This window comes from Dietzia sp. IN118 (assembly GCF_032905965.1).
Lineage (GTDB): Bacteria > Actinomycetota > Actinomycetes > Mycobacteriales > Mycobacteriaceae > Dietzia > Dietzia kunjamensis.
Genome location: NZ_JAUMSR010000001.1, coordinates 171,547 through 196,596 on the forward strand (window position 1 = coordinate 171,547; position 25,050 = coordinate 196,596).

22 protein-coding genes and 1 pseudogene are annotated in these 25,050 nt (G+C 72.2%); 15 read left to right on the plus strand and 8 right to left on the minus strand.

Going from position 1 to position 25,050, the window contains the following annotated elements:
• The 4 genes from Q2K20_RS00915 to Q2K20_RS00930 are packed head-to-tail and all read left to right on the plus strand — an operon-like array spanning position 1 to position 3,903.
• Positions 1–1,281: a flavin-containing monooxygenase gene (locus Q2K20_RS00915; protein WP_268093162.1), complete on the plus strand. Its 1,281-nt coding sequence runs from the start codon at positions 1–3 to the stop codon at positions 1,279–1,281.
• A complete protein-coding gene (locus tag Q2K20_RS00920; protein ID WP_269504421.1) occupies positions 1,278–2,078 on the plus strand; it encodes a bile acid:sodium symporter family protein in 801 nt (266 codons plus the stop codon). The genes Q2K20_RS00915 and Q2K20_RS00920 overlap by 4 nt, the downstream gene beginning before the upstream one ends.
• Positions 2,075–3,016: an SDR family oxidoreductase gene (locus Q2K20_RS00925; protein ID WP_132062874.1), complete on the plus strand. Its 942-nt coding sequence runs from the start codon at positions 2,075–2,077 to the stop codon at positions 3,014–3,016. Before Q2K20_RS00920 ends, Q2K20_RS00925 begins: the two co-directional genes overlap by 4 nt.
• A gap of 38 nt (positions 3,017–3,054) precedes the next feature.
• Positions 3,055–3,903, plus strand: a complete 849-nt coding sequence (locus Q2K20_RS00930) for a PIG-L family deacetylase (protein WP_096906634.1) — start codon at positions 3,055–3,057, stop codon at positions 3,901–3,903.
• A 1-nt stretch (position 3,904) separates the two neighbouring features.
• Here Q2K20_RS00930 and Q2K20_RS00935 read toward each other — a convergent pair whose 3' ends face one another.
• A complete protein-coding gene (locus Q2K20_RS00935) occupies positions 3,905–4,918 on the minus strand; it encodes a DUF2332 domain-containing protein (protein WP_069390138.1) in 1,014 nt (337 codons plus the stop codon).
• 109 nt (positions 4,919–5,027) lie between these two features.
• On the opposite strand from Q2K20_RS00935, the gene Q2K20_RS00940 reads away from it, so the two are divergent.
• From Q2K20_RS00940 to Q2K20_RS00960, 5 genes are read left to right on the plus strand one after another with little or no spacing between them, the layout of a single operon-like run.
• Positions 5,028–6,098, plus strand: a complete 1,071-nt coding sequence (locus tag Q2K20_RS00940) for a glutathione S-transferase family protein (protein WP_069390139.1) — start codon at positions 5,028–5,030, stop codon at positions 6,096–6,098.
• Between the two features lie 30 nt (positions 6,099–6,128).
• Positions 6,129–6,713, plus strand: coding sequence for a GtrA family protein (locus Q2K20_RS00945; protein WP_082923884.1), 585 nt, complete (start codon positions 6,129–6,131; stop codon positions 6,711–6,713).
• 8 nt (positions 6,714–6,721) lie between these two features.
• On the plus strand, positions 6,722–7,522 hold the full coding sequence (locus Q2K20_RS00950; protein WP_317176522.1) for a trimeric intracellular cation channel family protein: 801 nt from the start codon (positions 6,722–6,724) through the stop codon (positions 7,520–7,522).
• A gap of 9 nt (positions 7,523–7,531) precedes the next feature.
• Positions 7,532–8,227: a hypothetical protein gene (locus Q2K20_RS00955; protein ID WP_317176523.1), complete on the plus strand. Its 696-nt coding sequence runs from the start codon at positions 7,532–7,534 to the stop codon at positions 8,225–8,227.
• A 60-nt stretch (positions 8,228–8,287) separates the two neighbouring features.
• Entirely contained in the window at positions 8,288–9,013 is a 726-nt protein-coding gene (locus tag Q2K20_RS00960) for a DNA-3-methyladenine glycosylase I (RefSeq protein ID WP_227022190.1), read from the plus strand.
• A gap of 4 nt (positions 9,014–9,017) precedes the next feature.
• On the opposite strand, the gene Q2K20_RS00965 is transcribed toward Q2K20_RS00960, so the two are convergent.
• Positions 9,018–10,310 carry a glycoside hydrolase family 3 N-terminal domain-containing protein gene (locus Q2K20_RS00965; RefSeq protein WP_132062870.1) on the minus strand — a complete coding sequence of 431 codons (1,293 nt, stop codon included), beginning with the start codon at positions 10,308–10,310 and terminating at the stop codon, positions 9,018–9,020.
• A 111-nt stretch (positions 10,311–10,421) separates the two neighbouring features.
• Here Q2K20_RS00965 and Q2K20_RS00970 point away from each other — a divergent pair.
• Both Q2K20_RS00970 and Q2K20_RS00975 read left to right on the plus strand, forming a co-directional pair.
• Positions 10,422–11,738: pseudogene (locus Q2K20_RS00970) on the plus strand (APC family permease).
• Positions 11,735–12,841, plus strand: coding sequence for an NAD(P)H-dependent flavin oxidoreductase (locus tag Q2K20_RS00975; RefSeq protein ID WP_317176524.1), 1,107 nt, complete (start codon positions 11,735–11,737; stop codon positions 12,839–12,841). Before Q2K20_RS00970 ends, Q2K20_RS00975 begins: the two are co-directional and overlap by 4 nt.
• Before the next feature lie 22 nt (positions 12,842–12,863).
• On the opposite strand, the gene Q2K20_RS00980 is transcribed toward Q2K20_RS00975, so the two are convergent.
• From Q2K20_RS00980 to Q2K20_RS00990, 3 genes are all read right to left on the minus strand, one after another.
• Positions 12,864–13,325 (minus strand): SRPBCC family protein, encoded by a 462-nt coding sequence (locus Q2K20_RS00980; RefSeq protein ID WP_069389319.1) that lies wholly within the window; start codon positions 13,323–13,325, stop codon positions 12,864–12,866.
• Between the two features lie 156 nt (positions 13,326–13,481).
• Entirely contained in the window at positions 13,482–13,640 is a 159-nt protein-coding gene (locus tag Q2K20_RS00985; protein WP_172812139.1) for a hypothetical protein, read from the minus strand.
• A 365-nt stretch (positions 13,641–14,005) separates the two neighbouring features.
• A complete protein-coding gene (locus tag Q2K20_RS00990; RefSeq protein ID WP_156523569.1) occupies positions 14,006–14,167 on the minus strand; it encodes a hypothetical protein in 162 nt (53 codons plus the stop codon).
• A gap of 315 nt (positions 14,168–14,482) precedes the next feature.
• Between Q2K20_RS00990 and argJ the strand changes: the two genes are divergently transcribed.
• Both argJ and Q2K20_RS01000 read left to right on the plus strand, forming a co-directional pair.
• Positions 14,483–15,703: a bifunctional glutamate N-acetyltransferase/amino-acid acetyltransferase ArgJ gene (gene argJ, locus Q2K20_RS00995; protein WP_317176525.1), complete on the plus strand. Its 1,221-nt coding sequence runs from the start codon at positions 14,483–14,485 to the stop codon at positions 15,701–15,703.
• Positions 15,700–16,173 carry a nuclear transport factor 2 family protein gene (locus tag Q2K20_RS01000; protein WP_067715934.1) on the plus strand — a complete coding sequence of 158 codons (474 nt, stop codon included), beginning with the start codon at positions 15,700–15,702 and terminating at the stop codon, positions 16,171–16,173. The genes argJ and Q2K20_RS01000 overlap by 4 nt, the downstream gene beginning before the upstream one ends.
• Before the next feature lie 28 nt (positions 16,174–16,201).
• On the opposite strand, the gene Q2K20_RS01005 is transcribed toward Q2K20_RS01000, so the two are convergent.
• Genes Q2K20_RS01005 through Q2K20_RS01015 form a run of 3 tightly spaced genes read right to left on the minus strand, consistent with a single transcriptional unit; the run spans position 16,202 to position 19,769 of the window.
• Positions 16,202–17,215 carry an alpha/beta hydrolase gene (locus Q2K20_RS01005; RefSeq protein WP_317176526.1) on the minus strand — a complete coding sequence of 338 codons (1,014 nt, stop codon included), beginning with the start codon at positions 17,213–17,215 and terminating at the stop codon, positions 16,202–16,204.
• Between the two features lie 53 nt (positions 17,216–17,268).
• Positions 17,269–19,146, minus strand: coding sequence for a long-chain-acyl-CoA synthetase (locus Q2K20_RS01010; RefSeq protein ID WP_317176527.1), 1,878 nt, complete (start codon positions 19,144–19,146; stop codon positions 17,269–17,271).
• Entirely contained in the window at positions 19,143–19,769 is a 627-nt protein-coding gene (locus tag Q2K20_RS01015; protein ID WP_082923886.1) for a TetR/AcrR family transcriptional regulator, read from the minus strand. The genes Q2K20_RS01010 and Q2K20_RS01015 overlap by 4 nt, the downstream gene beginning before the upstream one ends.
• A 219-nt stretch (positions 19,770–19,988) precedes the next feature.
• On the opposite strand from Q2K20_RS01015, the gene Q2K20_RS01020 reads away from it, so the two are divergent.
• Together Q2K20_RS01020 and Q2K20_RS18160 are read left to right on the plus strand one after the other, a co-directional pair.
• Positions 19,989–20,156, plus strand: coding sequence for a DUF2613 domain-containing protein (locus Q2K20_RS01020; RefSeq protein WP_082923887.1), 168 nt, complete (start codon positions 19,989–19,991; stop codon positions 20,154–20,156).
• Positions 20,157–20,191: 35 nt separating this feature from the next.
• Entirely contained in the window at positions 20,192–24,805 is a 4,614-nt protein-coding gene (locus Q2K20_RS18160; protein ID WP_410494159.1) for an alpha-(1->3)-arabinofuranosyltransferase family protein, read from the plus strand.
• Positions 24,806–25,050 lie beyond the last annotated feature (245 nt).

Sequence of the window (25,050 nt, forward strand, 5' to 3'; positions counted from 1 at the left end):
ATCGACTCCCCGCGAAGCACGGTCTACGCGTCGGCCCACCTCATCTCCTCCGCCCGCACCACGGAGTTCGCCGAGTTCCCCATGCCGGCCGACACCCCCGACTACCCGGACCACCGCCGGTTGCTGGCCTACTTCCGCGACTTCGCCGACCACTTCGGCCTACGCGAACGGTTCCGCTTCGGCACCGAGGTGGTCCGCGCGGAACCGGTGAGTGACGCGCGCGACTCCGGGTGGCGACTCCACGTGCGCGCGGTGGGTGGGGGCGGCGGTGGGACCGACGACGACGAGGTGGGCCCCGGGCCCGAGGCTGACGCCGGGGAGTTCTCGGCGCTGGTGATCGCGAACGGCACCCTCTCCGAGCCCAAGATCCCGGAGTTCGCGGGCCGGTTCAGTGGCGAGGTCCGCCACACCAGCCGCTACAAGTACCCGCGGGAGCTGGCCGGGAAGCGCGTCCTCGTGGTGGGCGGCGGCAACAGCGGCTGCGACATCGCGGTCGACGCCGTCCACCACGCCGCGTCGGTCGACATCAGCCTGCGGCGCGGTTACCACTTCGTGCCCAAGTATCTCTTCGGCCGACCCGCCGACACCCTCGGGTCCGGCGGCCGCCCCCTGCCCCCGCGGATCAAGCAGTTCATCGACTCACGCGTACTCAAGGCCTTCACCGGCGACCCGACCCGGTTCGGTTTCCCGGAGCCCGACCACAAGATCTACGAGTCCCACCCCGTGGTGAACTCGTTGATCCTGCAGCACGTGGGGCACGGCGACATCGGGGTCCGCGCGGACATCGACCGGTTCGACGGGCGAACCGTGCACTTCGTCGACGGGACCTCCGGCGAGTACGACCTGGTCATGCTCGCCACCGGCTACGTGCTGGACTACCCGTTCATCGACCGCCGCCACCTCGACTGGGCCGAGAGCGCCGCCGCGCCGGACCTGCACCTCAACATCTTCCCGTCGGCCCGCGACGACCTCGCCGTACTCGGCATGCTCGAGGCCTCCGGCATCGGCTGGCAGGGCCGCTACGAACAGGCCGACCTCGTCGCCCGCTATCTCGCGGCACACCGTGACGACTCACCGGCCGGGCGTGCGGCCCTCGCCGTCGTCGACTCCTCCCGGCGCGGCCCCCGCCCGGACCTCACGGGCGGCTACCACTACCTCGGGCTGGACCGGATGGCCTACTACGTCAACAAGAGCGCCTACCGCGGCGCCGTGACCGGGCTGGTCGCGCGCATGGAGGCGGCGGGTTCGGACTCCGCGCAGACACCGGGGGCCGGCTCGTGAACGTCGACGACATCCAGATCGCGTTCGACTCCGGGTCCCTCACCACGCTGAAGATCGTCCTGGGACTGATCCTGTTCGGCATCGCCATGGACACGCGGCTCTCCGACTTCCGGCTGGCGCTGCGCAAGCCAAGGGCGTTCGCGGTGGCCGTGGCAGCACAGTTCGCGCTGCTGCCCGCGCTGACGTTCCTGCTGACGCTGCTGCTCGGCGTGCAGGGGTCGGTCGCGCTCGGCATGATCCTCGTGGCGTGCTGCCCGCCCGGCAACGTCTCCAACATCCTCACCCACCGGGCGCGTGGCGACGTGGCCCCGTGGGACATGCTCAGCGAGGTGCTGCTGGTCATCGCGCTGCCGTTCGCGCTCGGGCTGACCGTGTCGCACCTGCTGCCGCAGGTCGCCGCGCGCACCCACCGCGTGGTGGGGGTTCTGTCGTTCGTGGCGCTGGGCGGGATCATCGTGATCGCGGTCGCCAACAACTGGTCGCTGTTCGTGGCCTACATCGGGGTGGTGGCGGTGGCGGTGTTCCTCCACGACGCGCTCGCCCTGGGCCTCGGGTACGGCATCGCGCGTGGGTTCCGGCTCGACGTCCCCGCCCGCAAGGCCATGACGTTCGAGGTGGGCATCCGCAACGCCGGGCTGGGACTGCTGTTCGTGTTCAGCTTCTTCGACGGACTCGGTGGGATGGCCCTGGTCGCCGCGTGGTGGGGTGTGTGGGACATCATCGCCGGGTTGGTCGTCGCCGTGGTGTGGGCGCGGCACAGCACGGCGAACGCCGAGAACAGGGAGGTCACGGCATGAAGGTTCTGGTCACCGGCGGCAGCGGGTTCCTCGGCAGAGGGGTGGTGGCCGGACTCGCGGCTGCCGGGCACGAGGTGACGAGCGGCGACCTGCTGGTGCCGGACGACCCGGGCGCCCCCGGGGTGCGGCACGTGCGCCTCGACGTGACCGACGCCGCCGCCGTCTCCACCGCCGTTGCGGGGCACGACGCGGTGGTGCACCTGGCCTCGATCGTCGACCCCGACGGGATGGGGCGCCACGCCGCTTACCGGGTGGATGTCGACGGCTCCCGTCACGTCCTCGACGCCTGTGTAGAACACGGGGTCGGGCGGCTCGTCGTGTCCTCGTCGGGCGCGGCCTACGGCTACCACGCGGACAATCCGGTGCCCATCACCGAGGATCACCCGGTCCGCGGCACCAGCGCCTTCGCGTACAGCCACCACAAGGCGCTCGTCGAACACCTGCTCGCCGACGCCCGCCGGGAGCACCCGGAGCTGGAGCAGGTCGTGTTGCGCATCGGCACGATCCTGGGCGACGCCGTGGACAACCAGATCACCGCCCTGTTCCACCGGCGGCGGCTGCTGGCCGTGCGGGGGTCGGACTCGCCGTTCGTGTTCATCTGGGACACCGATCTGGTGGCGATCGTCGCGCGCGCGGTGGGTGACGGGCCGCCCGGCACGTTCAACGTGGCCGGCACCGGCACGCTGACCATCCACCAGATCGCGGCGCGGCTCGGCAAGCGCACCCTCGCGATCCCCGAGCCGGTGCTCAAGGCGGTCCTCGCCGTGGGAAGCGCACTGCGGGTCAGCCGCTACGGGCCCGAGCAGACCGGCTTCCTGCGTTACCGCCCGGTGCTGGACAACACGCGTCTACGGACGGTCTTCGGCTACACGCCTGAGCTGACCAGCGCCGAGGCGTTCGACCGCTGGCTCGCGGGCCATCCCGACGCACGGGCGTGACGCCCCGCGCGGGGCGGCCGGCAGGGCAGAATGTCCGGGTGTCGACCATCGTGTTCCTCCACGCCCATCCCGACGACGAGACGTCCCAGACCGCGGGGATGATGGCGCTCGCCTCCCGCGCCGGGCACCGGGTGGTGACGGTGTTCGCCACCGACGGCGATCACGGTGAGCGCCCCGAGCACCTCGGACCCGACGGCGACCTGGTGGAGCACCGGCGAGGGGAGGCCCGTGCGGCGGCGGCGGTGCTGGGCGTGGCCCGGATCGACTGGCTGGGGTACCGGGATTCGGGGATGACCGGGTGGGAGCAGAACGATCACCCGCTGAGCCTCCACAGCGCCGACGTCGACGAGGCCGCCGCGCGGGTGGCGCGGATCTGCGACCGCGAGGACGCCGACGTCCTGGTGGGCTATGACCACCACGGGAACTACGGGCACCCCGACCACATCGCGGTCCACCGGATCGCCCGGCGCGCGGCGGAGGTGGCCGCGCGACGTCCCCGCCTGATGGAGGCCACGACCAATCGGGACACCCAGGTGGAGATGCTCGACAGCCCCGCCGCGGCCGAGTTCATGCAGGCTCTCGCGGCCGGCGGGATGGACCTCGACGCGGATCGGATCCGGCAGGCGATCCTCATCGGCGACGACGGACAACCGATCGGGGTCGCGGAGTCGGAGATCGCGTGGGCGATCGACCTGCCGTCGGACGTGATCGACCTCAAGCGCCGCGCGATGCAGTGCCACGCCAGTCAGACCAGCGACATCGGCATGATGCTGGCGTTCCCGCCGGACATCTACGCCGCGGCCTTCGGCACGGAGTACCTCATCGAGCCCGACGCGAGTGGGTCCGGAACGGACGTGCCGATGCGGCGCGGGTGGCCGTTCGGCTAGCTCAGGGCAGGTCGAGCGCGCGGACCCAGTCGCCGTGGCCGTGCGCCGTGGCCAGGGGGCGACCGTTGACGGCGACGACGAAGATGCCCTTGTGTCGACGGAGCGACTCCGGGACCTGCTCGGCGACGTCGGGCAGGAGGGTCACACCCTCGACCGAGATCCACACACAGTCCAGCTCGGTGACCCGGCGGACGAACTCGGCGCGGGCCGGCGGCTCGAGGTAGCCGAGCACCGCGGTGTGGAACACCACCGGTGTCGATCCCGCGGGACACGCGGCGACGGAGGCCTCCAGCTCCTCGACCAGGTCGCCGGCGATGATCTGCGGCGGGTCGGCGGCCGCGATGTCGAGCGCGGCGTCCAGGCGGGGCACGCGCTCGGCCTGCTGTCCGGGCCAGACCAGGCTGCGTAGCCAGTCGCGGGAATCCGGGTCGGCTGGATCGATGGGGGAGAGGTCGACGCCGCCCCGGTGGACGACCTCCGGCAACGCGCGGGGCAGCGGGACGCCGTCGCGCAGGTCGCAGTCCAGGACCGGGGGCGCCGCGGGAGAGTCGACGATTGCGGGCGTCAGCTCGCGGGTGACGCCGCCGTCGAGCGTGTACCGGTAGGCGTAGCGGTCCGGGTAGAGGCACAGGCCGGCGGAGGCGCCCATCTCCACCAGCGAGAGCGGTCCGGGCAGCAGGGACAGGAACGGCAGGAGCACCGCGCAGCGCTTGGCCTCGTTGGTCTGCGTGGAGTGCGTGAGCGCGATCTGTTCGATCCCCGGCCAGTGTTCGTGGACGAAGTCGCGGAAGGCCGGGTAGTCCTCGGTCTCGGGCGCACCGGCGTGACGGGCGGCGGCGAAGAACAGTGCCGGCTGACGCTTGATCCGGGGCAGCGAGGCGATGAGGTCGCTGGTGTCGGGGTCGTCCGCGATGCCCCGGGCCCAGGAGAGGTACACCGGGGTGCGTCCGCGGACCTCGAACTCGGCGAAGTCGGAGTAGCGGGCGGGGACGTCGTCGACGTGCGCGGAGTCCATGGTGCCCAGCGTCCCACACCCCTTGTCGGGAGGAGGGCTGGCCTGGCCACATCCCACCCGGTATGTTGGTGATGCATCAATAACATCACGCCGATCTCTGGAGGCCCTCATGGCTGCCGACACCGACTTCACGCCCGCCAGGAACGCCTCGACCGACGGTGAGTTCGTCCGCGACGCCACCTACATCAACGATCGCGTGGTGGCGGACGTACCGGCCGGGTCGGAACCGGTGGGGGACAGGGTGGGCGAGATGCGGTGGCCGGTGGAGCCCGGCCGCTATCGACTCATGGCCGCCCGCGCCTGCCCGTGGGCCAGTCGCACCATCATCGTGCGCCGACTCATGGGACTCGAGGGCGCCATCTCGATGGGCCTCGCGGGCCCCACGCACGATGTCAACTCCTGGGTCTTCGACCTCGACCCGGACGAGCGCGACCCGGAGACCGGTCTGCACCGTCTGCAGGAGGCCTACTTCAACCGGATCCCCGACTACCCGCGCGGCATCACGGTCCCCGCGCTGGTCGATCTGCCCACCAAGTCGGTGGTGACCAACGCCTATCAGAAGCTCAACTTCGATCTCCTCTCCGAGTGGACGGCCTTCCACCGCGAGGGCGCCCCGGACCTGTACCCGGCCGAGCACCGGGACGAGATCGACGAGCTGGACTCGTGGATCTACCCCACCGTGAACAACGGCGTGTACCGCTGCGGATTCGCGGCGGACCAGGACGCCTACGAGCAGGCGTACGACGAGCTGTGGGAATCGCTGGACCGGCTCGAGGAGCGGCTGTCCACGCGCCGCTACCTCGTCGGCGACACGATCACCGTCGCGGACATCCGGTTGTTCACCACACTGGTCCGCTTCGACGCGGTCTACCACGGCCATTTCAAGGCCAACCGCAACAAGATCTCCGAGATGCCCGCGCTGTGGGGCTACCTGCGGGACCTGTTCCAGACCCCCGGTTTCGGTGACACCTGCGACTTCCCGCAGATCAAGGAGCACTACTACGACGTCCACCGGGACGTGAACCCCACCGGTGTGGTCCCCAAGGGGCCGGACCTGTCCGGTCTGCTCACCCCGCACCACCGCGAGGAACTGGGCGGTCGACCGTTCGGCGACGGCACCGCACCCGGGCCCATCGAGGACCCGGCGGAACGCATCGCGGAAGGCCACGGCGCGGCCTGAGAGGGCGGTGAACGCCTACACTCATCGCCTGTGACCCCAGCCCTCCCCGAACCCGGCCGCTACCGTCGTGGCGCCCGACAGTTCCTCATGTTCGGGATCGTGGGTGGCTCCGGCATGGTCGTGAACATGATCGTCACGGTCCTGATGAACAAGGCCAACGGCGGGACACAGAACGCCCAGGACATCCTCTTCCCGCTCGGGGGGACGGAGTTCAACTTCCGGTTCACCACGCTGGTGTGGATCGTGGCCTTCCTCGTGGCGAACGTCTACAACTTCCTGCTCAACCGGCACTGGACCTTCGGCAAGGGGCACAAGGCGCCCCCCTGGCAGGAGTTCTGGCCGTTCCTCGTGGTGGGGTCGGTGGCGGCGGCCGCGGGCATCTTCATCAAGCTCGCGTTCACCAACCCCACCAGCCCGTTCTACCTACCGGAGCCGCTGTTCCACGAGGACGCCGGGATCAACTCCCGTGAGTACTGGAGTCAGCTGCTGACGATCCTCATCACGATGCCGATCAACTTCATCGTCAACAAGCTCTGGACGTTCCGGGCGGTGCGCAACCGGCACCACGCGCGTTCCACCACGGATGCGTCGGACGCGGCCGACGCGGTGGTCTAGGCCCCGCCGTGGAGTCCTCGCCGCTGGTCCTGTGGTTCGACCTGATGGGTGTGTTCTTCTTCGCCCTGTCCGGGAACCTGCTGGCGGCGCGGAAGGACATCGACATCACCGGTGGCCTCGTGCTGGGGCTGCTCGCCGGTCTCGGTGGCGGCATCATCCGTGACGTCCTGCTGGGGGTCACCCCGCTCGCGCTGTCGGAGCCGATCTACCTCGTCGCGCCCGTGGTCGCGGCGGCGGTCGTGTACCTGCTCGGTTCGCTCATCCACCGCGTGCAGACGCTGATCGTCGCGTTCGACGCCGCGGGCCTCGGGCTGTTCTGCACCTTCGGCACCGCGCGGGCACTGGACCACGGGATGCCGGTCGCGTCGGCGCTGCTGCTCGGGGTGGTCACGGCGGTGGGCGGCGGGTTGCTGCGGGACGTGGTCGCGAACGAGATCCCCGCGGTGTTCAGCGGCTCCAACCTGTATGTCATCCCGGCGGCGACCGGTGCCGCCCTGACGGCCCTCGCCGTGGCCACCGACACCTGGGGGCCGATCGCCGCGACCGTGTTGTCCTTCCTCGTGTTCGCGTTCCGCATGGTCGCGTGGTGGCGGCAGTGGCGCGTCCCGGCGCCGGTGCGGAGCTGGACCGTGCGGGACCTCGACGTGCTGCGCCGCCGCGAGCGGTCGGTGTTCGGCCGGCCGCGCCGGGAGGGGAGCTCCGCCGACGACCGGGATCACGAGAGGCGCGACGACGACGAGGGCCGCGACCGCGACGACGACGCTGATCCCGACGGCCTCCGAGACTTCCGGCCGGGCCGACGTCGGTAGGGTTGTCCGGTGCAGTACTACCTCAGCCTGCTGGGTTTCGCGGCGATCGATTCGCTCAATCTCCTGGCCTTCGCCGTCATCGCGGGCCTGTGGCTGACCTCTGCCGGTCGCGGGATCGCGTTCGCGCCACGGGCCGCGCGGTTCACCGGCGGCGCGTTCTGCGGCATCGTGTTGCTCTCGCTGATCTCGGTGTGGGTGATCGGCAACAACCAGGAGTTCGTCCGCAGCCTGTTCTACAACCTGTGGGCGATGGTCGCGCTCGGCGTGGTCGGCCTCGTCATCACGGTCATGGGGTTGCGTACGCCCGCCGAGGCCAAGGAGGAGAGCGTCGAGGCGCCGCTGACGCAGAACATCCTGCAGAAGTTCGGGATCATGGCCACGGGTGTCGCACTGGGCGTCATCCAGTCCGGGACATCGGCGCCGTTCGCCGCGGGGATGGTGCTCATCTCGTTCGCCGAGACCCCGTGGTGGTCCAAGCTGCTGCAGATCCTGTTCTTCGCGATCATCGCGATCCTGCCCAGTGCCGGGTTGATCGTCGCCCTGGCGCGGGTCCGGTCGGGCGGGATCACCGCGGCCACCCGCCGGATCGACCGGTTCCTGTCGTACGGCCGCGTGGCCGGGCGAGTGCTCACCCTCGTGGTGGGGGTGGCGCTGCTGGTCCTGGCTCTGGTGCGGATCGTCCAGCTCACGGGCGTGCTGTCGTAGCGCGGTCCTAGGGTGGCGGGCGACCGCCACACGGGTGGTCCGATGAACCCGGGAGACCTCATGCAGACCCAGACCCAGGCACAGTCCCACGCACAGTCCCAGACCCAGGACGACGACTCCGCCGCCGCCCCGACCCCCGCCGATGCCGCGAACCCCACTGCCCCGACCGCCGGCACGGTGCTCTGCGAGGACGGGCTGAGGCGACCTCCCTGGGCGGCGCGGGACCCCCTGCTGCGGGAGTATTACGACACCGAGTGGGGCGTGCCCGTCCGGGACGAGGCCGGACTGTTCGAGCGGCTGGTCCTCGAGGGATTCCAGTCCGGGCTCAGCTGGGTGACGATCCTGCGCAAGCGCCCGGCCTTCCGGGAGGCGTTCGCGGGGTTCTCCCCGGACGCCGTCGCCGCCTTCACCGAGGACGACGTGGCCCGGCTCATGGCCGACGAGCGGATCGTGCGCAACCGCCGGAAGATCGACGCCGCCATCGCCAATGCGCGTGCCGTGGTAGCCCTGCGGTCCGAGGGTGGGCTCGGGGAGCTGATCTGGTCGTACCGGCCGGAGACCACCCCGCAGCCGCGGACCGCGGACGAGGTACCCAGCCGCTCGCCGGAATCGGAGGCGCTCGCCAAGGAGCTCAAACGACGCGGATTCAGCTTCGTGGGACCGGTGACCGTCTTCGCGCTGATGGAGGCCATCGGGGTGGTCGACACCCACCTGGTGGATTCGCACCGTCGCGGATCCTCGGGCGTGTGGACCGGGGGCGCGACGACTCTGGAGGGCGCGGGCTGACCGGTCAGCCGGGTGGCCCCGGCAATGCGGGCAGTCCGGCGCGGGCGGGGAGGTCGGGGATCGGTGCGGACAGTGCGGCGGCGCCCTCGACCTGCCCGGTGGCGGGGCCGCCCACGCAGCCGGGGATCCCGCGCAGTGCCGCCATGCGCATCAGGGAGCGGTCGAGGGCCTGTCTGCTCAGGGCGCCATTGGCCAGTGCCTGTTCGACGGCGTCCAACGCCTCGCCGATCCCGGCCGTGGTGATCCACAGCGGGGAGTCCGCGCCGGCGATGAGCGACTCGGCGACCGCCCGGGGCAGCGGGAAGGCGTCGGTGACCGCGCGCATGCCGGACAGGTCGTCGGTGAAGATCGGTCCGTCGAACTGTTGCGCCCCGTAACCGTGGCCCTCCCGCAGGAGTCGGTACGCCGCCGGTGAGAGCGAGGCCGGACGGTCCACCCCGGTCAGTCCGGGCACCTGCTGGTGGCCCAGCATCATGCCGGCGCCGGGGGTCCCGGCGAGTTCGGCGAACGGGTGCAGGTCGTGGGGCACGAGCTGGTCCAGGGGTGGCACGGTCACCGACTGGTGGTGGCTGTCGCCGGAGGAGCGGCCGTGGCCGGGGAAGTGTTTGAAGACCGGGGCCACACCGGCGTCCTGCAGTCCGGTCGCGAACGCGCGGGCATAGCGCACCACGCGGGCCGGATCGGGGGAGAAGGAGCGGTCCCCGATCACGGCGCCGTCCGGTTGCGCGGACACGTCGACCGAGGGGGCGAAGTCGACGGTCACGCCCATCCCGCGCAGGAACTCGCCGCGCGCGCGGGCCGCCGACCGGACCTGCTCCGGACTCATGGTGGCCGCCATGACCCGGGCGGACGGCAGCGGGCCGGCGTAGGGGGCGATGCGGGACACGCGGCCGCCCTCCTCGTCGATCGCGACCAGCAGCGGGAGGGGAGAGTCCTGCTGGAGACGGGCGAGCGCGTCGCCCGAGACCACCTCGCCGACGACGCCGCCACCGAGGAAGATCCCCCCGATCTTGTGTTGCTCGACCGCCTGCCGGGCGTCTGCCATCGAACTCACGCCGACGGTGAACAGTTGCGCGATCCGCTCCCGCTGGCTCAGTGAATCCAGGGGCGACTCGCACGGCGGTGCAGGTGGCGGCGCCGGTGGCGCGGGCGGCGCAGCGCCAGCCGCTGTCGCTGCCGGGGTGGCCGCAGCGCTGACGGGGGCCGGGTCCACGGGTTCGTCGTCCGAGCACCCGCTCATCGCCAGTCCGGTGATGAGGACGGCGGCCATCACGCGGAGCCGGCGGGTGAGGGACACGGCCCCCAATGTATCCGGCCCGGCGGGTGAGCCGAATTCGAGCGGGGGGCCGGGTGCCACGTTCATCTGCCGTCCACCCGGGTTTGTGATGGTGACACGGTGACGTCGACTCTGGAGCGCAGACTGGGCCTGTCCGATGCCGTCGTCGTGGGACTCGGCGCGATGGTGGGGGCCGGGGTGTTCGTGGCGTTCGCGCCCGCCGCGGCCCGCGCCGGCTCGCTGGTGTGGGTCTCGCTCGCGGTGGCCGCGGTGGTGGCCGTGTGCAACGCGTTGTCGTCGGCCCGGCTGGCGGCGCAGTTCCCCTCGGCGGGAGGGACGTACGTCTACGGGCGCGAACTCCTCGGGCCGCTGCCGGGGTTCCTCGCCGGCTGGGGTTTCGTGGTGGGCAAGACCGCGTCCTGCGCGGCGATGGCCCTCACGGCGGGCCTGTACCTCTGGCCCGGGCACGCCGGCCTCGTCGCGGCCGCGGCGGTGCTCGCGCTGACGATCCTGTCGGTGCTCGGCGTGCAGCGCACGGCCGCCGCGTCGAAGGTGCTGGTCGGAATCGTGCTGGTGGTTCTGGCGGTGTTCGTCGCGATGGCGTGGGTGACTGGACCCGCGAGTACCGGTCCGGTGGCGTCACCGCCCGCCGTCGACGGTGAGGCGCGGCCCGCCCGGGTTCTCGGGGTCCTCGGGGGCGCGGGGTTCTGCTTCTTCGCCTTCGCCGGGTACGCCCGCATCGCGACCCTCGGGGAGGAGGTGCGTGAGCCCGCCCGCACGATCCCCCACGCGGTCGTCGTGGCGATCACCGTGGTGATCGGGGTCTACGCGGCGGTGTTGGCCGCCACGGTGCACGTGCTCGGGGTGGGGGGAGTGGCCGCGAGCGCGGCGCCGGTGCTCGACGCGGCCGCTCAGATCGGTGGCGCGGCAGGCGGCGGCGCGGGAGGCGGTGGCGAGTCAGGCGGTGGCGCGGTGCTCGCGTCGGTGGTCCGAATCGCCGCCGGGATCGCGGCGCTCGGGGCGTTGCTCGGTGGGGTGCTCGGCGTATCCCGAACGGCGATGGCGATGGCGCGCGACCGGCACCTGCCCGCGCCGCTCGCGGCCGTGCACCCCATCACGCGGACGCCGTAAGTCGCCGAGCTCTGCGTGGGCGTGCTGGTGGCCGCGATCGTGCTGGTCGCGGACGTCCGTCAGGCGATCGGGTTCTCCTCCTTCGCGGTGTTGATCTACTACCTCGTGGCGAACGCCGCCGCACTGCGCCTCGATCGGCGGCACCGGCGACTGCCGGCCTGGGTGCCGGTGCTGGGTGCGATCGGGTGCGTGGTGGTCGCCGGGAGTCTGCCCTGGCAGTCGGTGATCGGGGGCGTCGTCGTCTTCGTCGTCGGCGGCGCGGTCTATGCGGTGACCCGACGCCGGGCGGTACCGCCGGGCGTAGCGTCGGGGGCATGACCCACGACGACACCCGCCACGTCCGGCCCCGCCTCCTGCCGTCCCACCTGCGGCGTCCCGTGATCGGTGCGCCGATGGCGGGCGGACCCACGACGCCGGAGCTCATCGCCGCGGTCGGCGAGGCGGGTGGGCTCGCGATGATCGGTTCGGGGTACCTCGACGCCGCCGGCCTCCGCGCGGAGATCGCGCGTGTGCGTGAGCTGACGGACGCGCCGTTCGGGGTGAACGTCTTCCTCGTGGACCGCGACGACTCCGACGCCGCCCTGTCGGCGGCGGGTGGACGGGACGCGGTGGCGGGGTACGCGGCGGCGATCGGGCCGGTCGCGCAGCGGCTGGGGGTCACGCTCCCGGAGGAGCCGAAATTCACCGACTTCGACCAGGACGCCAGCCTCGCGGCGCTGGTGGCGGACCCGGTCGCGGTGGTCTCCTTCACCTTCGGGATACCGGATCCCGGCATGGTCCGGGCTCTGCAGGAGGCGGGGTCGGCCGTGGTCGTCACGGTGGCCGGGGTCGCCGACGCCCGCCGGGCGGTCGAGGCGGGGGCGGACTGGCTGTCGGTGCAGAGCGCCGAGGCCGGAGGACACCGCTCCACGACGACGATCGGTCAGGAGCCCGACGCCATCACCACCCTGGAGCTGGTGCGGGCGGTACGTGTGGCGCTGCCGGAGACGCAGTTCGTCGCCGCCGGCGGGATCAGCACGCCGGAGGACGTGGTCGCCGTGCTCGACGCCGGCGCGGACGGGGTACAGCTGGGCACCGTCCTGCTACGCACCCCGGAGGCCGGTACGAGCGACCTGCACAGGACCGCTCTCGCCGACCCCGGGTTCACCGAGTCCCGGCCGACCCGCTGCTACACCGGCCGCTACGCCCGGGCGCTCGTCAACGGTTTCGTGGAGGAGTTCGATGCGGCCGCGCCCCCGGCGTACCCGCATCTGCACCTGCTCACCGGGCCCTTGCGCAAGGCCGCCGCGCAGGCCGGGGACTCCGGGGTGCCGCCGCTGTGGGCGGGGTCGCGCTGGCGGGCGGCCGACGCCTACGCCGATCGGCCGGCGGCGGAGGTCGTCGCGGACCTGTGGGACCGGGCGGCGGCGCTGCGGGGCTGATCGGCGAACGGACGCCTGCCGGTCACCCGGCCCGCCGCTCGGCCTCGGCGGCGATGTCCGCCAGGTCCTGCTCCATCGTCCTGCGGGTCGACTTCTCCGCGAACCGGCCCATCACGGACATCACGACCCGGGAGACCGCGGGGGCGTGGGCGGTGTGTGCACCGAACCGCATCCGCAGGGTCGAACCGCCGTCGGCGTCCGGGGTGATGGTGAAGACGGTCTTGTACTCGGTGCCGCCGCTCTCGGCGACGATCGTGGTGGAGTGCGGTGGCTCGGCGGCCTGCACCATCATCTCCTCGGTCGCCTTCATCCCGAACATCTTGCGCGTCTCACGCCAGCGCAGGCCGGGCTGATACGGGCCGGAGGTGAGGATCTCGACCGCCAGCACGCCACTGAGCGTGCGATGCGCCTCGGGGATGTCTGTGAGCACGGCCCACACGGTGTCGGGGTCGGCGGCGACGTGGCGGGTCAGGTCGAGTTCCATGGCTCCACGGTACCGGCGCGTGTGAACGAAACGGGTCGCGACAGAACGGGTTGCGGAAATGCGGAAACCGGCCCCCGCCGGAGCGGGGGCCGGTCTCACTGTGCGCTCGGGCCGACCGCAGCCGGGCCCGGGCGAGGCGCCGTCAGGCGCGTCGGCTCAGTTGGTCAGCGAGCCGGTGGCCTGCGCGACGAAGCCACCGATGGTGTTGAGCACCTCGGCGATGATGCCTGCGCCGGCGTCGACGACGTCGGAGCCGGTGTTAACGGCGGCGGAGCCGGTGGCGAGGCCGGGGAGGAAAGTCTCGATGGAACCCATGATGTAGTCCTTTCGTCGGGGGATGCGACGCCTGGTGCGTCGATCGGTGTGCGTGGTTCCCGGCGAGCTCGGGGCTCATCGGGAACTCACCTCCGGACGCTACGTAGAGCTGCAGCGGGATTCACCCGGTTCAGTGCCAATCGCGGGCGGTCCACGGGGAATGTCTTTTACTTACGCTGGCCGGCCCGGGTTCGCGGTTTAATGTGATCTACGCCACATTCAGCCCTGAAAGGCGTGCTGCGCCTTTCCGGAAAAGCCCGGAGGCGGGAGAAGAAGGGGCTGGTAAATGCACAACGCCGGCATCCTCGAAAGAGAATGCCGGCGTTGAAAGTGACTAGGACCTCGTGGGTCCAGCGTCACTCAGCTCAGAGCGCGCCCACGACGTTGCCGAGCGAGCCGGTGACGGTGCCGTAGACACCGTCGGCGGCGGCGGAGCCGGTGCTGACGAAGCCCTCGGCGGCGTCGGAGCCGGTGCCGATCAGGCTGTTGAAGAAGTTGAGGAAACCGGTGAAGATGCTCTCGATCATGAGAGACCCCTTTCGTCTGTGGGCGGCGCGAGGGTGCGCCGCTCTCGTGGTGCAGTCCTGCTTTCGGACTCGTGATGTACATCCCGAATCCGCTGGAGGACGTTACGCAGCACCCGCGGAATTACTACCTCCGGGGAGGTTTTCGCCCGGTGTTCCGGTCGCACACTTTCTTATCAATGCAGATAAGGGGGCTCCCCATTTTTCTCGTGTTAGTTGGGTCACATTACTGAAATACCTCGGGCTTCAGCAGGCGCCCCGGCCCGACACGGGCGGTCGCATACCGCCGGCGGACCCCGGCGGGGGAGAATGGTCACCATGACTCCGCCGAACGCCGCCGTCGCCGCCCAGACGATCCCGCTCCCGCCGGGCTTCCGCGCCCACGCGGGTGCCGCGGGTCTGCGTGAGCGCGGGGATGACGTCTTCGTCGTCGTCAACGACGGTCCCTCCCCGGCGTCGTCGGCGGTGTTCACCCGATCCCTCTTCGCCGGACCGTCGGTCGTGCTCAGCCGCGCCAACGCGGCGAGCGGTCGGGCGCGCGGCGTGGTGGTCGTGGCCAAGAACGCCAACGTCGCCACCGGCGAACAGGGCATGGCCGACGCGCGCGAGGTGCTCGAGCATGCGGCCGCCGCCGTGGGGGCGGCGCCGGAGGAGATGCTCATCGCCTCCACCGGCGTCATCGGCCGGCGGTACCCGATGGACCTCCTGCGCACGCATCTCGACGGCCTGGCCGGTGCCGGGTTCGACGCCGACGCGGTCGCGCTGGCCACCGCGATGATGACCACGGACACCCATCCCAAGACGGCGCGGGTGGAGGTGACGACGACGACGGGCGGCACCGCCGAGATCGTGGGCATCGCCAAGGGCGTCGGAATGGTCGAACCGGACATGGCCACGATGATCGCGGTGCTGTTCACCGATGCCGCGGTGGAGCCGGGGGTGCTGGACTCCGCGTTCAGGGCCGCGGTGGACGAGACCTTCAACTGCCTGTCCGTCGACACCGACACCTCGACCTCGGACACCGCGATCGCCCTGGCCAGCGGCGCGGGCGACCCTGTCGGCGAGGTCGAACTGCGTGAGGCGTTCGAGGCGATCTGCCTCGACCTGACCCGCCAGCTCGCGCGCGACGGGGAGGGCGCCACCAAACTCCTCACGGTCGAGGTCACGGGCGCGCGGGACCGGGCCCAGGCCAAGCGGGTGGCCAAGGCGATCCTCAATTCCCCGCTGGTCAAGACCGCCGTCCACGGCGCCGACCCCAACTGGGGACGGGTCGCCATGGCGATCGGCAAGTGCCACGACGACACGGACATCGACCCCGAGCGGGTCCGCATCGTGTTCGGCGACCTCGAGACCTACCCGGCGTTCCCCGGCGAGGCCGAACTCGAGCGGCTCACCGAGATCATGCGGGCCGGGGAGGTCACCATCGCGGTCGACCTGGGTGTGGAGAGCGGCGCCGGCGTGGCCGGCGGGGCCTGCACCGTCTACGGCTGCGACCTGAGTCGCGAATACATCTCGATCAACGCTGATTACACGACATGAGCCGGCTGCACGACGGGAGCGCGGTGGAGGACCTCGAGGCGATCCGGGCGGTCTTCGCCCGGCGCCTGTACGTCATGGACACCAAACAGTGGGACGCCTACGGACCGTGCCACACCGAGGATGTGGTCAGCGAGTCGTGGGCGGCGAGCGGCGGCGCGGCCGAGGTGCGCGGGCGCGAGGCGCTCACCGCCGCGATCCGCGACACCCTCGACGGTCCGAACCCGGTGACGAGCGTCCACCACGGCCACACGCCGCTGCTGGAGCTGACGGGCCCGGACCCGACCACCGGTGAACCCACGGCCACCGGCATCTGGGCGATGGAGGACCGGTTGTGGTGGTCGGTCGACGGCCGTGAACGGCGGCTCCACGGCTGGGGGCACTACCACGAGCGGTACCGGAGGGTGGACGGGCAGTGGCTGATCGCCTACCGGCGGCTCGAACGGATCCGCGTGGACACCGGCTGGAATTGACACCGCCTGGAACTGACACCGCCTGGAGCTAACCCGCCGGGTTGGGATTGCGGCGGGCCATGGCCAGCAGCGTGTCGCGGGTGTCGTGCCACACGGTGCCGCTGATGTCGCCCCACGGGTCGTGCCCGCCGGGGACCAGCGAGACCCGGGCCGGGTCGCCGGCGCGGCGGGCCGCCCGGACATACGACTCGGACTGCTCGGGCAGGACCACCTTGTCGTCGCGGCCGTGGACGCACACCACCGGAATCCCGGCGGGAAGATGCGTGGCCGGGGACGCGTCGACGTAGCGCTGGCGGCGATCGTCCGGGCGGCCACCGAGGAGCCTGTGGACGTACCGGTCGCCGGTGCGCTCGGCCATGAGCAGGTCCGACACCCCGGCCAGGGAGACGCAGCCGGTGACCGGCACGACCGGCCGGGACCCGGGCAGCGAGGACGGTAGCCGCGCCCGCCCCGCGACCCACAGCGCGAGATGACCGCCGGAGGAGTGCCCGGCCACCACCACCCGGCGTAGATCCAACCGGCCGTCGATCTGCGAGGAGACCTCGGCGAGGTGGTCGACGGCATCGCAGACGTCCGCCACGGTGGTGGGCCAGCCGCCGCCGGAGTCCACCCGCCGGTACTCGACGTTCCACACCGCCACGTCGAAGGACGCCAGGTCGCGTGCATGGTTCTCCATGTACGCCAGGCCGAGCGAGTCCTTCCACCCCCCGCCGTGGACCAGCACCACCACCGGCAACGCCGGGTTCGCGGAGTCGGGTAGGTACAGGTCGCCGAACGTCTGGCCGTCGGTGTCGCCCGGATCGGCGTAGTAGTGGCGGCGGGGCTCGGTCACCGGGACGGCTCCCTCGGGCGGCACGTACGGGCGCGGCCCCACCGAGTCCGCATTCTGGCCGGAACCGGACCCCTCGTCGTCGTCACCCGCTCCGATCATCGACGTCAGGGCCCACCCCGCCGCCCCGCCGAGGCCGGCCGAGAGGCCGATCAACAGCGAGCGGCGGGACGGGTCGGGCCGGGCGCGGCGCGACGTGCGGCGGCTGGGCATGCGGCGGCTGGACCTCCTGGTAGGGGGGCGCCGGCCGGGTCGGGCGGGGGGACTCAGACGGTGCCGGCGACGACGTCGTTCTCCGCGCCATCGTAGAACGGGACGTACCCGTTCTCCTTGGACAACACGTAGAGCGGGTCATCGAACTTCGAGGTGTCGAACGCCTGATCACGTAATTCGTTCTTGCGGCTCTTGTAGGTCGAGGTCTGCTCGAGCTCCTTGGACAGCCGGACGAACAGGGGCACCGCGTACGAGGGCAGCGAGTCGCGCAGGTGCTTCGCCATCGCCGCACCGTCGAAGTCGGACTTGTCGTGCAGACGCACCGCCGCCATCCCCGCCTTGCCGTCGGCGTCCGGGACGGCCACGCCGTAGACCACGGCCTGGTCCACCTCGGGAAGGGAGCTGACCGCGGCCTCGACCTCGGTGGTGGCCACGTTCTCGCCCTTCCAGCGGAAGGTGTCGCCCAGGCGGTCGACGAAGGACGCGTGCTTGAGTCCCTGGTCGAGCATGAGGTCGCCGGAGACGAACCAGGCGTCACCGTCGCTGAAGGCGTCGCGGACGATCTTCTTCTCCGTGGCCTCGGCGTCGGTGTAGCCGTCGAAGGGCTGGGAGTCGGAGATCCCGCTGATCAGCAGGCCGGTCTTGCCCTTGCCGACCTTCGTCAGACGGCCGTCGTCGCCCCGGCGGGGCTCACCCGTCTCGGGGTCGTAGTCGACGATCGCGAAGTCCATGGGGCAGTAGCCGGTGGTCCGTGGGACGTTGAAGGCGTTGACGAACGCGATGTTGCACTCGCTGGCCGCGTAGAACTCGCAGATTCGACCGATCCCGAACCGCTCCTGGAACTCGTGCCAGATCTCGGGGCGCAGGCCGTTGCCGGTCATGACGCGGATGGAGTGGTCGCGGTCGCCCGGGCCGGGATCCTGGTTGAGCAGGTACCGGCAGATCTCGCCGATGTAGATGGCCGCGGTCGCGCCGGCCGCGCGGGCCTGGTCCCAGAACTTCGACGCCGAGAAGTGCTCCTCGATCGCCATGCAGGCACCCGCGGCGAGCACGCAGCCGAGGCCCACCGTGAGGGCGTTGTTGTGGTACATCGGCAGCGGACAGAGCAGGACATCGTCCTTGCGCAGGCGCACGCCCGACAGGCCGAACCCGGCCATCGCCTTGTTCCAGCGGTAATGGGACATCGTCGAGGCCTTGGGCAGGCCCGTCGTGCCCGAGGTGAAGACGTAGTAGGCGGTCTCGTCCCCCACGGTGTCGTCGGCTTCCGGCGGGTTGGTGTCACCCACGTCGTCGCCCAGTGCGTCGAGCTCGTCCTCCAGCCAGGTCAGGTCGGACAGCTCCTCCGGGCGGTGGTTCGCGCGGAACTCGCGGAAGGGCAGGTCGATCGGGGAGCTGACGGCGACGAGCTCGCCGACCCAGTTCTCCCGGGGGACGGACTGGACGGCCTCGGCGCACTCGGCGCCGACGAGCACGACCTTGGACTCGATGATCTTCTGCGAATGGTCGAGGACCTCGCCGCGCTGGTGGTGGTTGAGCAGGCCCACCGACGCGCCGACCTTGACCGCACCCAGGATCGCGAGCATGATCTCGGTGCGGTTGACCATGCAGATGCCGACGGTGTCGCCCCGCTGGACCCCGCGCGCCCTGAGCACCTCGGCGAAGCGGTTGGCCCGCCGGTTGGCCTCCCCGTAGGTGATCTCGGTGCCGAGGAACTTCAGGAAGGGGGCGTCGGGCCGGTCGGCTGCGAGCTTCTGGAAGCGGCGGCCGATGGACACCTTGTGGCTGCTGCGCGAGGTGCGGACGATGCGGAGACCGTTGAGGACGGACGGCAGGTCGGCGACCAGGGAGGGCAGGCCCTTGGCGAGGTCGGCCGGGCTGAGGGTCCGGGCGGCCTCGGACCGGCGGGCGGTGGCGGTGGACGTGTCGGTCACGGTTTCTCCTCTGTGGCGGTGGTGAGTGACTTCGCTGGGTCGCCCGCGAGGCCACGCCAGGCGAGCTCGACGACGACCCCGGCGGCCACCGACGTGGGGATCGAGCGGTGCGCGACGCGGTCGGCGACCGCCTCGCCCGCCCCGACGAGGGCGGTCGCGACGACCTCGAGCACCTCGCGGCTGCGCTCGTCGACGGAGTTCTGCGCGAGGAGGTCGGTGGTCAGGTCCACCAGGACCGACCGGGTCTTCTCGACCTCCTCACGGAACTGGGGTTCGGCGAATGCCTGACGGTAGACGACGTTCCACGAGTCCGTGTGCTGGTCGACGAACTCCAGGAACGCCTGGACGACGCCCTCGAGTCTCCGCCGTGGCCCGGCGCTGCCGGTCGCGGCGTCGGTGAGGTGGTCGATGAGCCGCCCGGACTCCCGGACCACGCACGCGGCGAACAGTTCCTCCTTGGAGCCGTAGTACAGGTACAGCATCGGCTTGGAGATGCTGGCGTGGCGGGCGATGGTGTCCATCGAGGCCGACCGGTAGCCGAGATCGGAGAACACGCTGATCGCGGAATCGAGCATCTGTTGCTCGCGGATCGCGCGTGGGATGCGTTTGGTCCCCGTCGTCACAGGTCTCCTCCCGGCGGGCGCTCTGCGGTGCGGTGTGGTGCGGTCTGGTGTGGCGCGGTGTCATGTGCCACACCCAACTTACCCGCCGGTAAGGACTTATGGGAGCCGCTCCACCGATCCGGCGGGCCGCGGGTGCTACTCTTCCGGCGTCGGTGTGCTCCACAGCACCCGCCGTGAGACATCGTCAGACACTGTCACGTGAACCGCAGGGAGAACCCGATGAGCTTCGGTACCGGAGCGCTCGCCAGCGCAGTCGGCGGAATCGTCCTCGGCGGCATCGTCGCCTTCGGGGTCAACACCGCCATGGCCGAGAACTCCATCCCCGAGGTCGCGCAGCCGCCGGCCGACCAGGCCCTGCTCGGCCAGGTCGAGTACGGCGCGCGCTGATCCCGCGCAGCCGTCAATCCCTCACGCCGGCGTAGGTGATCCGCGGGGCCCGATTCGGCGCCGGCGCGCGTGACGCGGTCGTCGCGTTCCTCGCTTTTCTCCTGCTGGCGTGCCTGCAGTCCCCGGGTCTGGTCGTCCCGGACACCAAGTACGACCTCGTCGTGGACCCCGGGCGCTTCCTCGCCCAGGCCACCCACCTGTGGACCGGGCTGTCCTTCTCCGGCCAGGTGCAGAACCAGGCGTACGGATACCTGTTCCCGCAGGGCCCGTTCTTCGCGGTCTTCGACCTGGTCGGGATGCCGGCCTGGCTGACCCAGCGCCTGTGGTGGGCCGTCGTGCTGACCGTCGCCTTCGTCGGCGTGGTCCGCGTCGCCGCCGCGCTGCGCATCGGCACCCGCGTCACGCGCCCGGTCGCGGGCGTCCTCTACGCGCTCGCGCCGCGCATGCTCGGCGACCTGGGCTCGATCTCGTCGGAGATCTGGCCGGTCGCCCTCGCGCCCTGGGTGCTGCTGCCGGTCATCCGGGTACTGCAGGGGCGGATGTCGCCGCGCCGGGGCGGGGCCGGTGCCGCGCTGGCGTTGGCACTGATGGGTGCGGTCAACGCCGTCGCCACCGCGGCCGCCTGCCTGCCCGCGGTGCTGTGGTGGGCCCTGCACCGTCCGGACCGCACCTGGGCGCGGCTGGCCGCGTGGTGGCTGCCGCTGTCCGCGGCGGTGTGCGTGTGGTGGGCGGTGCCGTTGGTGCTGCTCGGCCGGGTCTCGCCCCCGTTCCTCGACTACATCGAGTCGGCTCAGGTCACCACCCGGTGGTCCTCGGTGACCGAGGTGCTGCGTGGCGCCTCGACGTGGGTCCCGTTCGTGTCGACCGACCGGACCGCCGGCGCGGACCTCACGAGCGAGCCGGTGTTCGTCCTGGCCACCGGGGTGCTCGCCGCGGCCGGCGTCGTGGGGTTGCTGTGGCGCGGGATGCCCGCACGGGGCCCGCTGTTGGTGATCGGCGCCGTCGGCCTGGTGGCGATGGCGGCGCCGTGGGTCGGGCCCGCCGGTGGCGGCCTCGCCGAGACCCTGCGCGCCGTCCTCGACGGCCCGGGCGCCGCGCTGCGCAACGTCCACAAGTTCGAGCCGCTACTGCGGTTGCCGCTGGTACTGGGCGTCGCCCACCTGGTGTCCTGTCTGCTCGCGGGACTCGCGCGGGGCGGCGACGGGGCCGCCCCGGGCGAGACCCCCCGCGTCCGCGTGGTGGACGCGCTGGCGCACCCGGAGCGCCACCGGTCGGTGGCCGTGGCGATGGTGGTCGTGTTGGCCGCGGGTGTGTCCGTGGCCCCGGCGTGGCTGGGCAGGCTCGCGCCGGTGGGCGCCCATGAGTCACTGCTCGACCACTGGCCGGAGGCGGCGCGGTGGCTGTCGGAGAACGCGCCGGTGGACCGGCCGGGTGCGGACGGCGAGGACGGCGAGGACGGCGAGGACGGGGAGTCCGACCCGGCCGGCACCACGCGTGCGCTCGTGGTCCCCGGCGCGTCGTTCGCCCGCCAGGTGTGGGGGGTCACCCGGGACGAACCCCTGCAGCCGCTGGCCCGGACGCCGTGGGCGGTCCGCGACTCCGTGCCGCTGCAGCCGGCCCCCGCGATCCGCGCACTCGACGCCGTGCAGCAACGACTGGCCGACGGCCGCGCCGCGCCCGGGATGGCCGCCACACTGGCGTCGCTGGGCGTCGGGTTCCTCGTGGTGCGCAACGACCTGTCCGAGGACGCCGCCGCGCCGCGCCCGGCGCTGGTGCACCAGGCGATCGACGGCTCGCCCGGGTTGGTGAAGGTCGCCGAGTTCGGCGACCCCGTCGGGGGATCCCGGGTCGGTGACGACGGGGTTGGTGACGACGGGGTTGGTGGCGACGGGGGTGGTGACGACGGGGTTGGTGACGACGGTGCCAGGAACGACGACGAGGTGGTCGTGGTGCCCGATTCCGGGCTGCGGCCGGCCTATCCGGCGATCGAGATCTACCGGGTCGACTCACGACTGGGATCGGATGCGGCGCCGCCCGGACCGCCCCGCTCGGCGACCGCGCCGTACACGGTGGAACTCCGCGACCTCCAGGTCGTCGCCGGAGGGCCCGAATCACTGTCCCGGTTGGACGACCTGCTGGCGTCTCAGGACACCGTCGGCTCGCCGTCCCGGGTCACGCGCCTGCTCGAGGCCGACGCGCTCGCCGCCGGCGTCGACCCGGCGTCCGATCCATTCCCGCGGCCGCGGCCGCTGAACTCCACCGGCCCGGTCTTGACGGACTCCCCGGCGGATCGCGAGACCGACTTCGGCCGGGTCGACCACAACTCCTCGGCCGTCCGGGCCGAGGGCGACCCCCGCCGCAGCCGCGGCACGGTCCCCGACTACCCGGCGACCGTCGCCGAGGACGACCCGGCTCTCACGCGGGCCCGATGGAGGGACGCCCGGGTCACGGTGTCGTCCTCGGCGGCCGACTCGGCCCAGACCGGACCGGTGCGGCCGGCGCACTCCGTCGCCGCCGCCGTCGACGGTGATCCCGACACCGCCTGGCGATCCGGCGGGTACGGGTCCGCGTTCGGTGAATGGATCGAGATCGACCTGCCCGAGCCCCTCGACCGCGGCGTCCTGACGCTGACCGTCCCGGACCCCGCCGCCGGACCGCCCGTCAGCAGACTGGAGGTGCGCACCGACACCGGAACCACGACGGTGTTCCCCGCGGTGGGCGAACAGACCTCCGTGCCACTGCCGCCCGGCCCCACCGGGCGGGTCAGGGTGACGGCCACGGGCTTCGCCGACGGCGGCCGCGGCACCTACCTCGAGGTCTCCGAGATCGGACTGACCGCCGGTGGCCAGGACATCCCACTGCTACGGACCATCGCCCTGCCCGGCCGGCCCGAGGACTCCCGCGCGCCGTCCGGCTGGCTGCTGCGCCAGGAACTGTCCGGCCGCTCGGACTGCGTCCACGCCGGCAGCCCGGTCGAGGGACTCGCCGGGGCCGAGGAGTCCACCGGCGCCGCCAGGTGCGCCCCCGGCCTGGCGATCGACCCCGAGGAACCGGGCCGCTTCGCCCGCCTGCTCGACGTCCCCGCCGCCACGACAGTGATCCCGCGACTGCTCGTGCGCCCACGTCCCGGCCCCGCCCTCGACGACGTCCTGCGCGGGGACCCGGCCACCCGCGCACGGCAGGTCCGCGCGACGGGCGAGTCGCTCGTGGACGACCCCGCGGGCAGGCCGTCGGCGGCCGTCGACGGCGACCGTTCCACCAGCTGGCACGCGCCGGACGTTCCCGCGCCGTCGCTCGCCCTGAGCCTGCCCGGTCGCCAGCTCGTCGGCTCGCTCCGCCTCTGGGCACCCCGCTCCGCGGCCCCCGCCGCGCCCGAGGTCATCACCGTCGACACCGGGGTCCAACGCACCCGCGTCGACCTGGCCACGCTCACCCCGGAGGAGGACGGCTCCGTCGTCGTCGACGTCCCCGCCGACCACACCGATCGGATCACCGTCCGCGTCGACGACACCCGGGACGTGCGCGGTCCCACCGGCGCGCGGCTGCCCACCGGCATCGCCGAGGTGTGGGTACAGGACCCCACCGGCGCCCGCATCGGCGCGCTGCCCGCCGCCGACGACGAGCCCGTCACCCTGACCTGCCGGGACGGGCCGAAGCTGCACCTCGGCGACCGGGTCGTCGGCACGCGGATCACCGCCAGCCGACGGGCGCTGCTCGAGGGCCGCGCGGTCACGGCCGAGCTCTGCGACGACTCCGCCGTCCGGCTGGACGCGGGACCGCAGGAGGTCTCGGTGGACCCGGGTCAGGCGTTCTCCGTCGACACGGTGGGCCTCGTCGTCGTCGACCCGGGAACCGGGAGCCGCACGGGAGGCACCGGGGGCGGCCCCGCGCCGATCCTCGGCGGTGCCCCGCACCCCGCCCGGGCCGTCGCCACCGCGCTGTGGGACGACTCGCGGCGCGAACTGCGCGTGCCGTCCGCGCCGCGCGAACGCGTCCTGGTGATCCCCGAATCCGTCACGCCCGCGTGGCAGGCCCGGCTCGTCGCCGACGACGGCACCGACCTGGCCGACCCGCGTCCGGTCACCGTCGACGGGTGGAAGCAGGGCTGGGTGCTGCCCGCCACCACCACCGGCGCCACCCTCGTGCTCACCGTGCCGCTCGACGCGCCGTACCGCGCGGCGCTGCTCACCGGGCCGCTCGCGCTGCTGCTGGTCCTGCTGCTGTTCCTCGTCCGCGGCAGCCGTGACCGGGCGGGGGCCCGCGCCACGCCGTGGCGCGGGCGCGGACCGTTGACGGTCGCCGCGACCGCCGCGTTCGGGTTCGCGGTGGCCGGGCCGGTCGGGCTGGGGGTGACCGCCGGGCTGACCGTGGGTGCGCTGGTGGCGAGTCGGTACCTCGGAGCCGGGCGGGCCCGGCACCTGCTCGTCGTGGGGGCCGGGGCGGGGATCGTCGCCGGCGCCGCGGTGCTGTCCCGCGCCCCGTGGCCGGACCCGCTGGGCTACGCCGGTGACGGCTGGGGGCCTCAGGTCGCGACGGTGGCGGGGCTCGTCTGCGCCGGGCTGGCCGTCAGCTGGCCGTCCGCGGGCCGTCCGCGCGGCGCGCGCCGGGGTGCCAGCCAGCGTCCGGCCGGCACCTCGACCAGCGCGTAGCTGGCAGCCGCGACCACCGTCGAGACCACCGCGGTCACCAGCCAGATCCGCAGCATCTGTCCGGAGAACATGGGCACCGCCGCGATTTGGAACGCGAAGTGCAGGACCAGGACGTGCCACAGGAACACGCCGTACGACCACCGGCCCAGGGTCGTGAGGACGGTCGAGCCGAGAACGGCGAAGCGCAGCCCGCCGCCGTCCGCGGTGCCCGGGCCTGCGGGGGCGGTGGACGGCGCGCCGGCCGG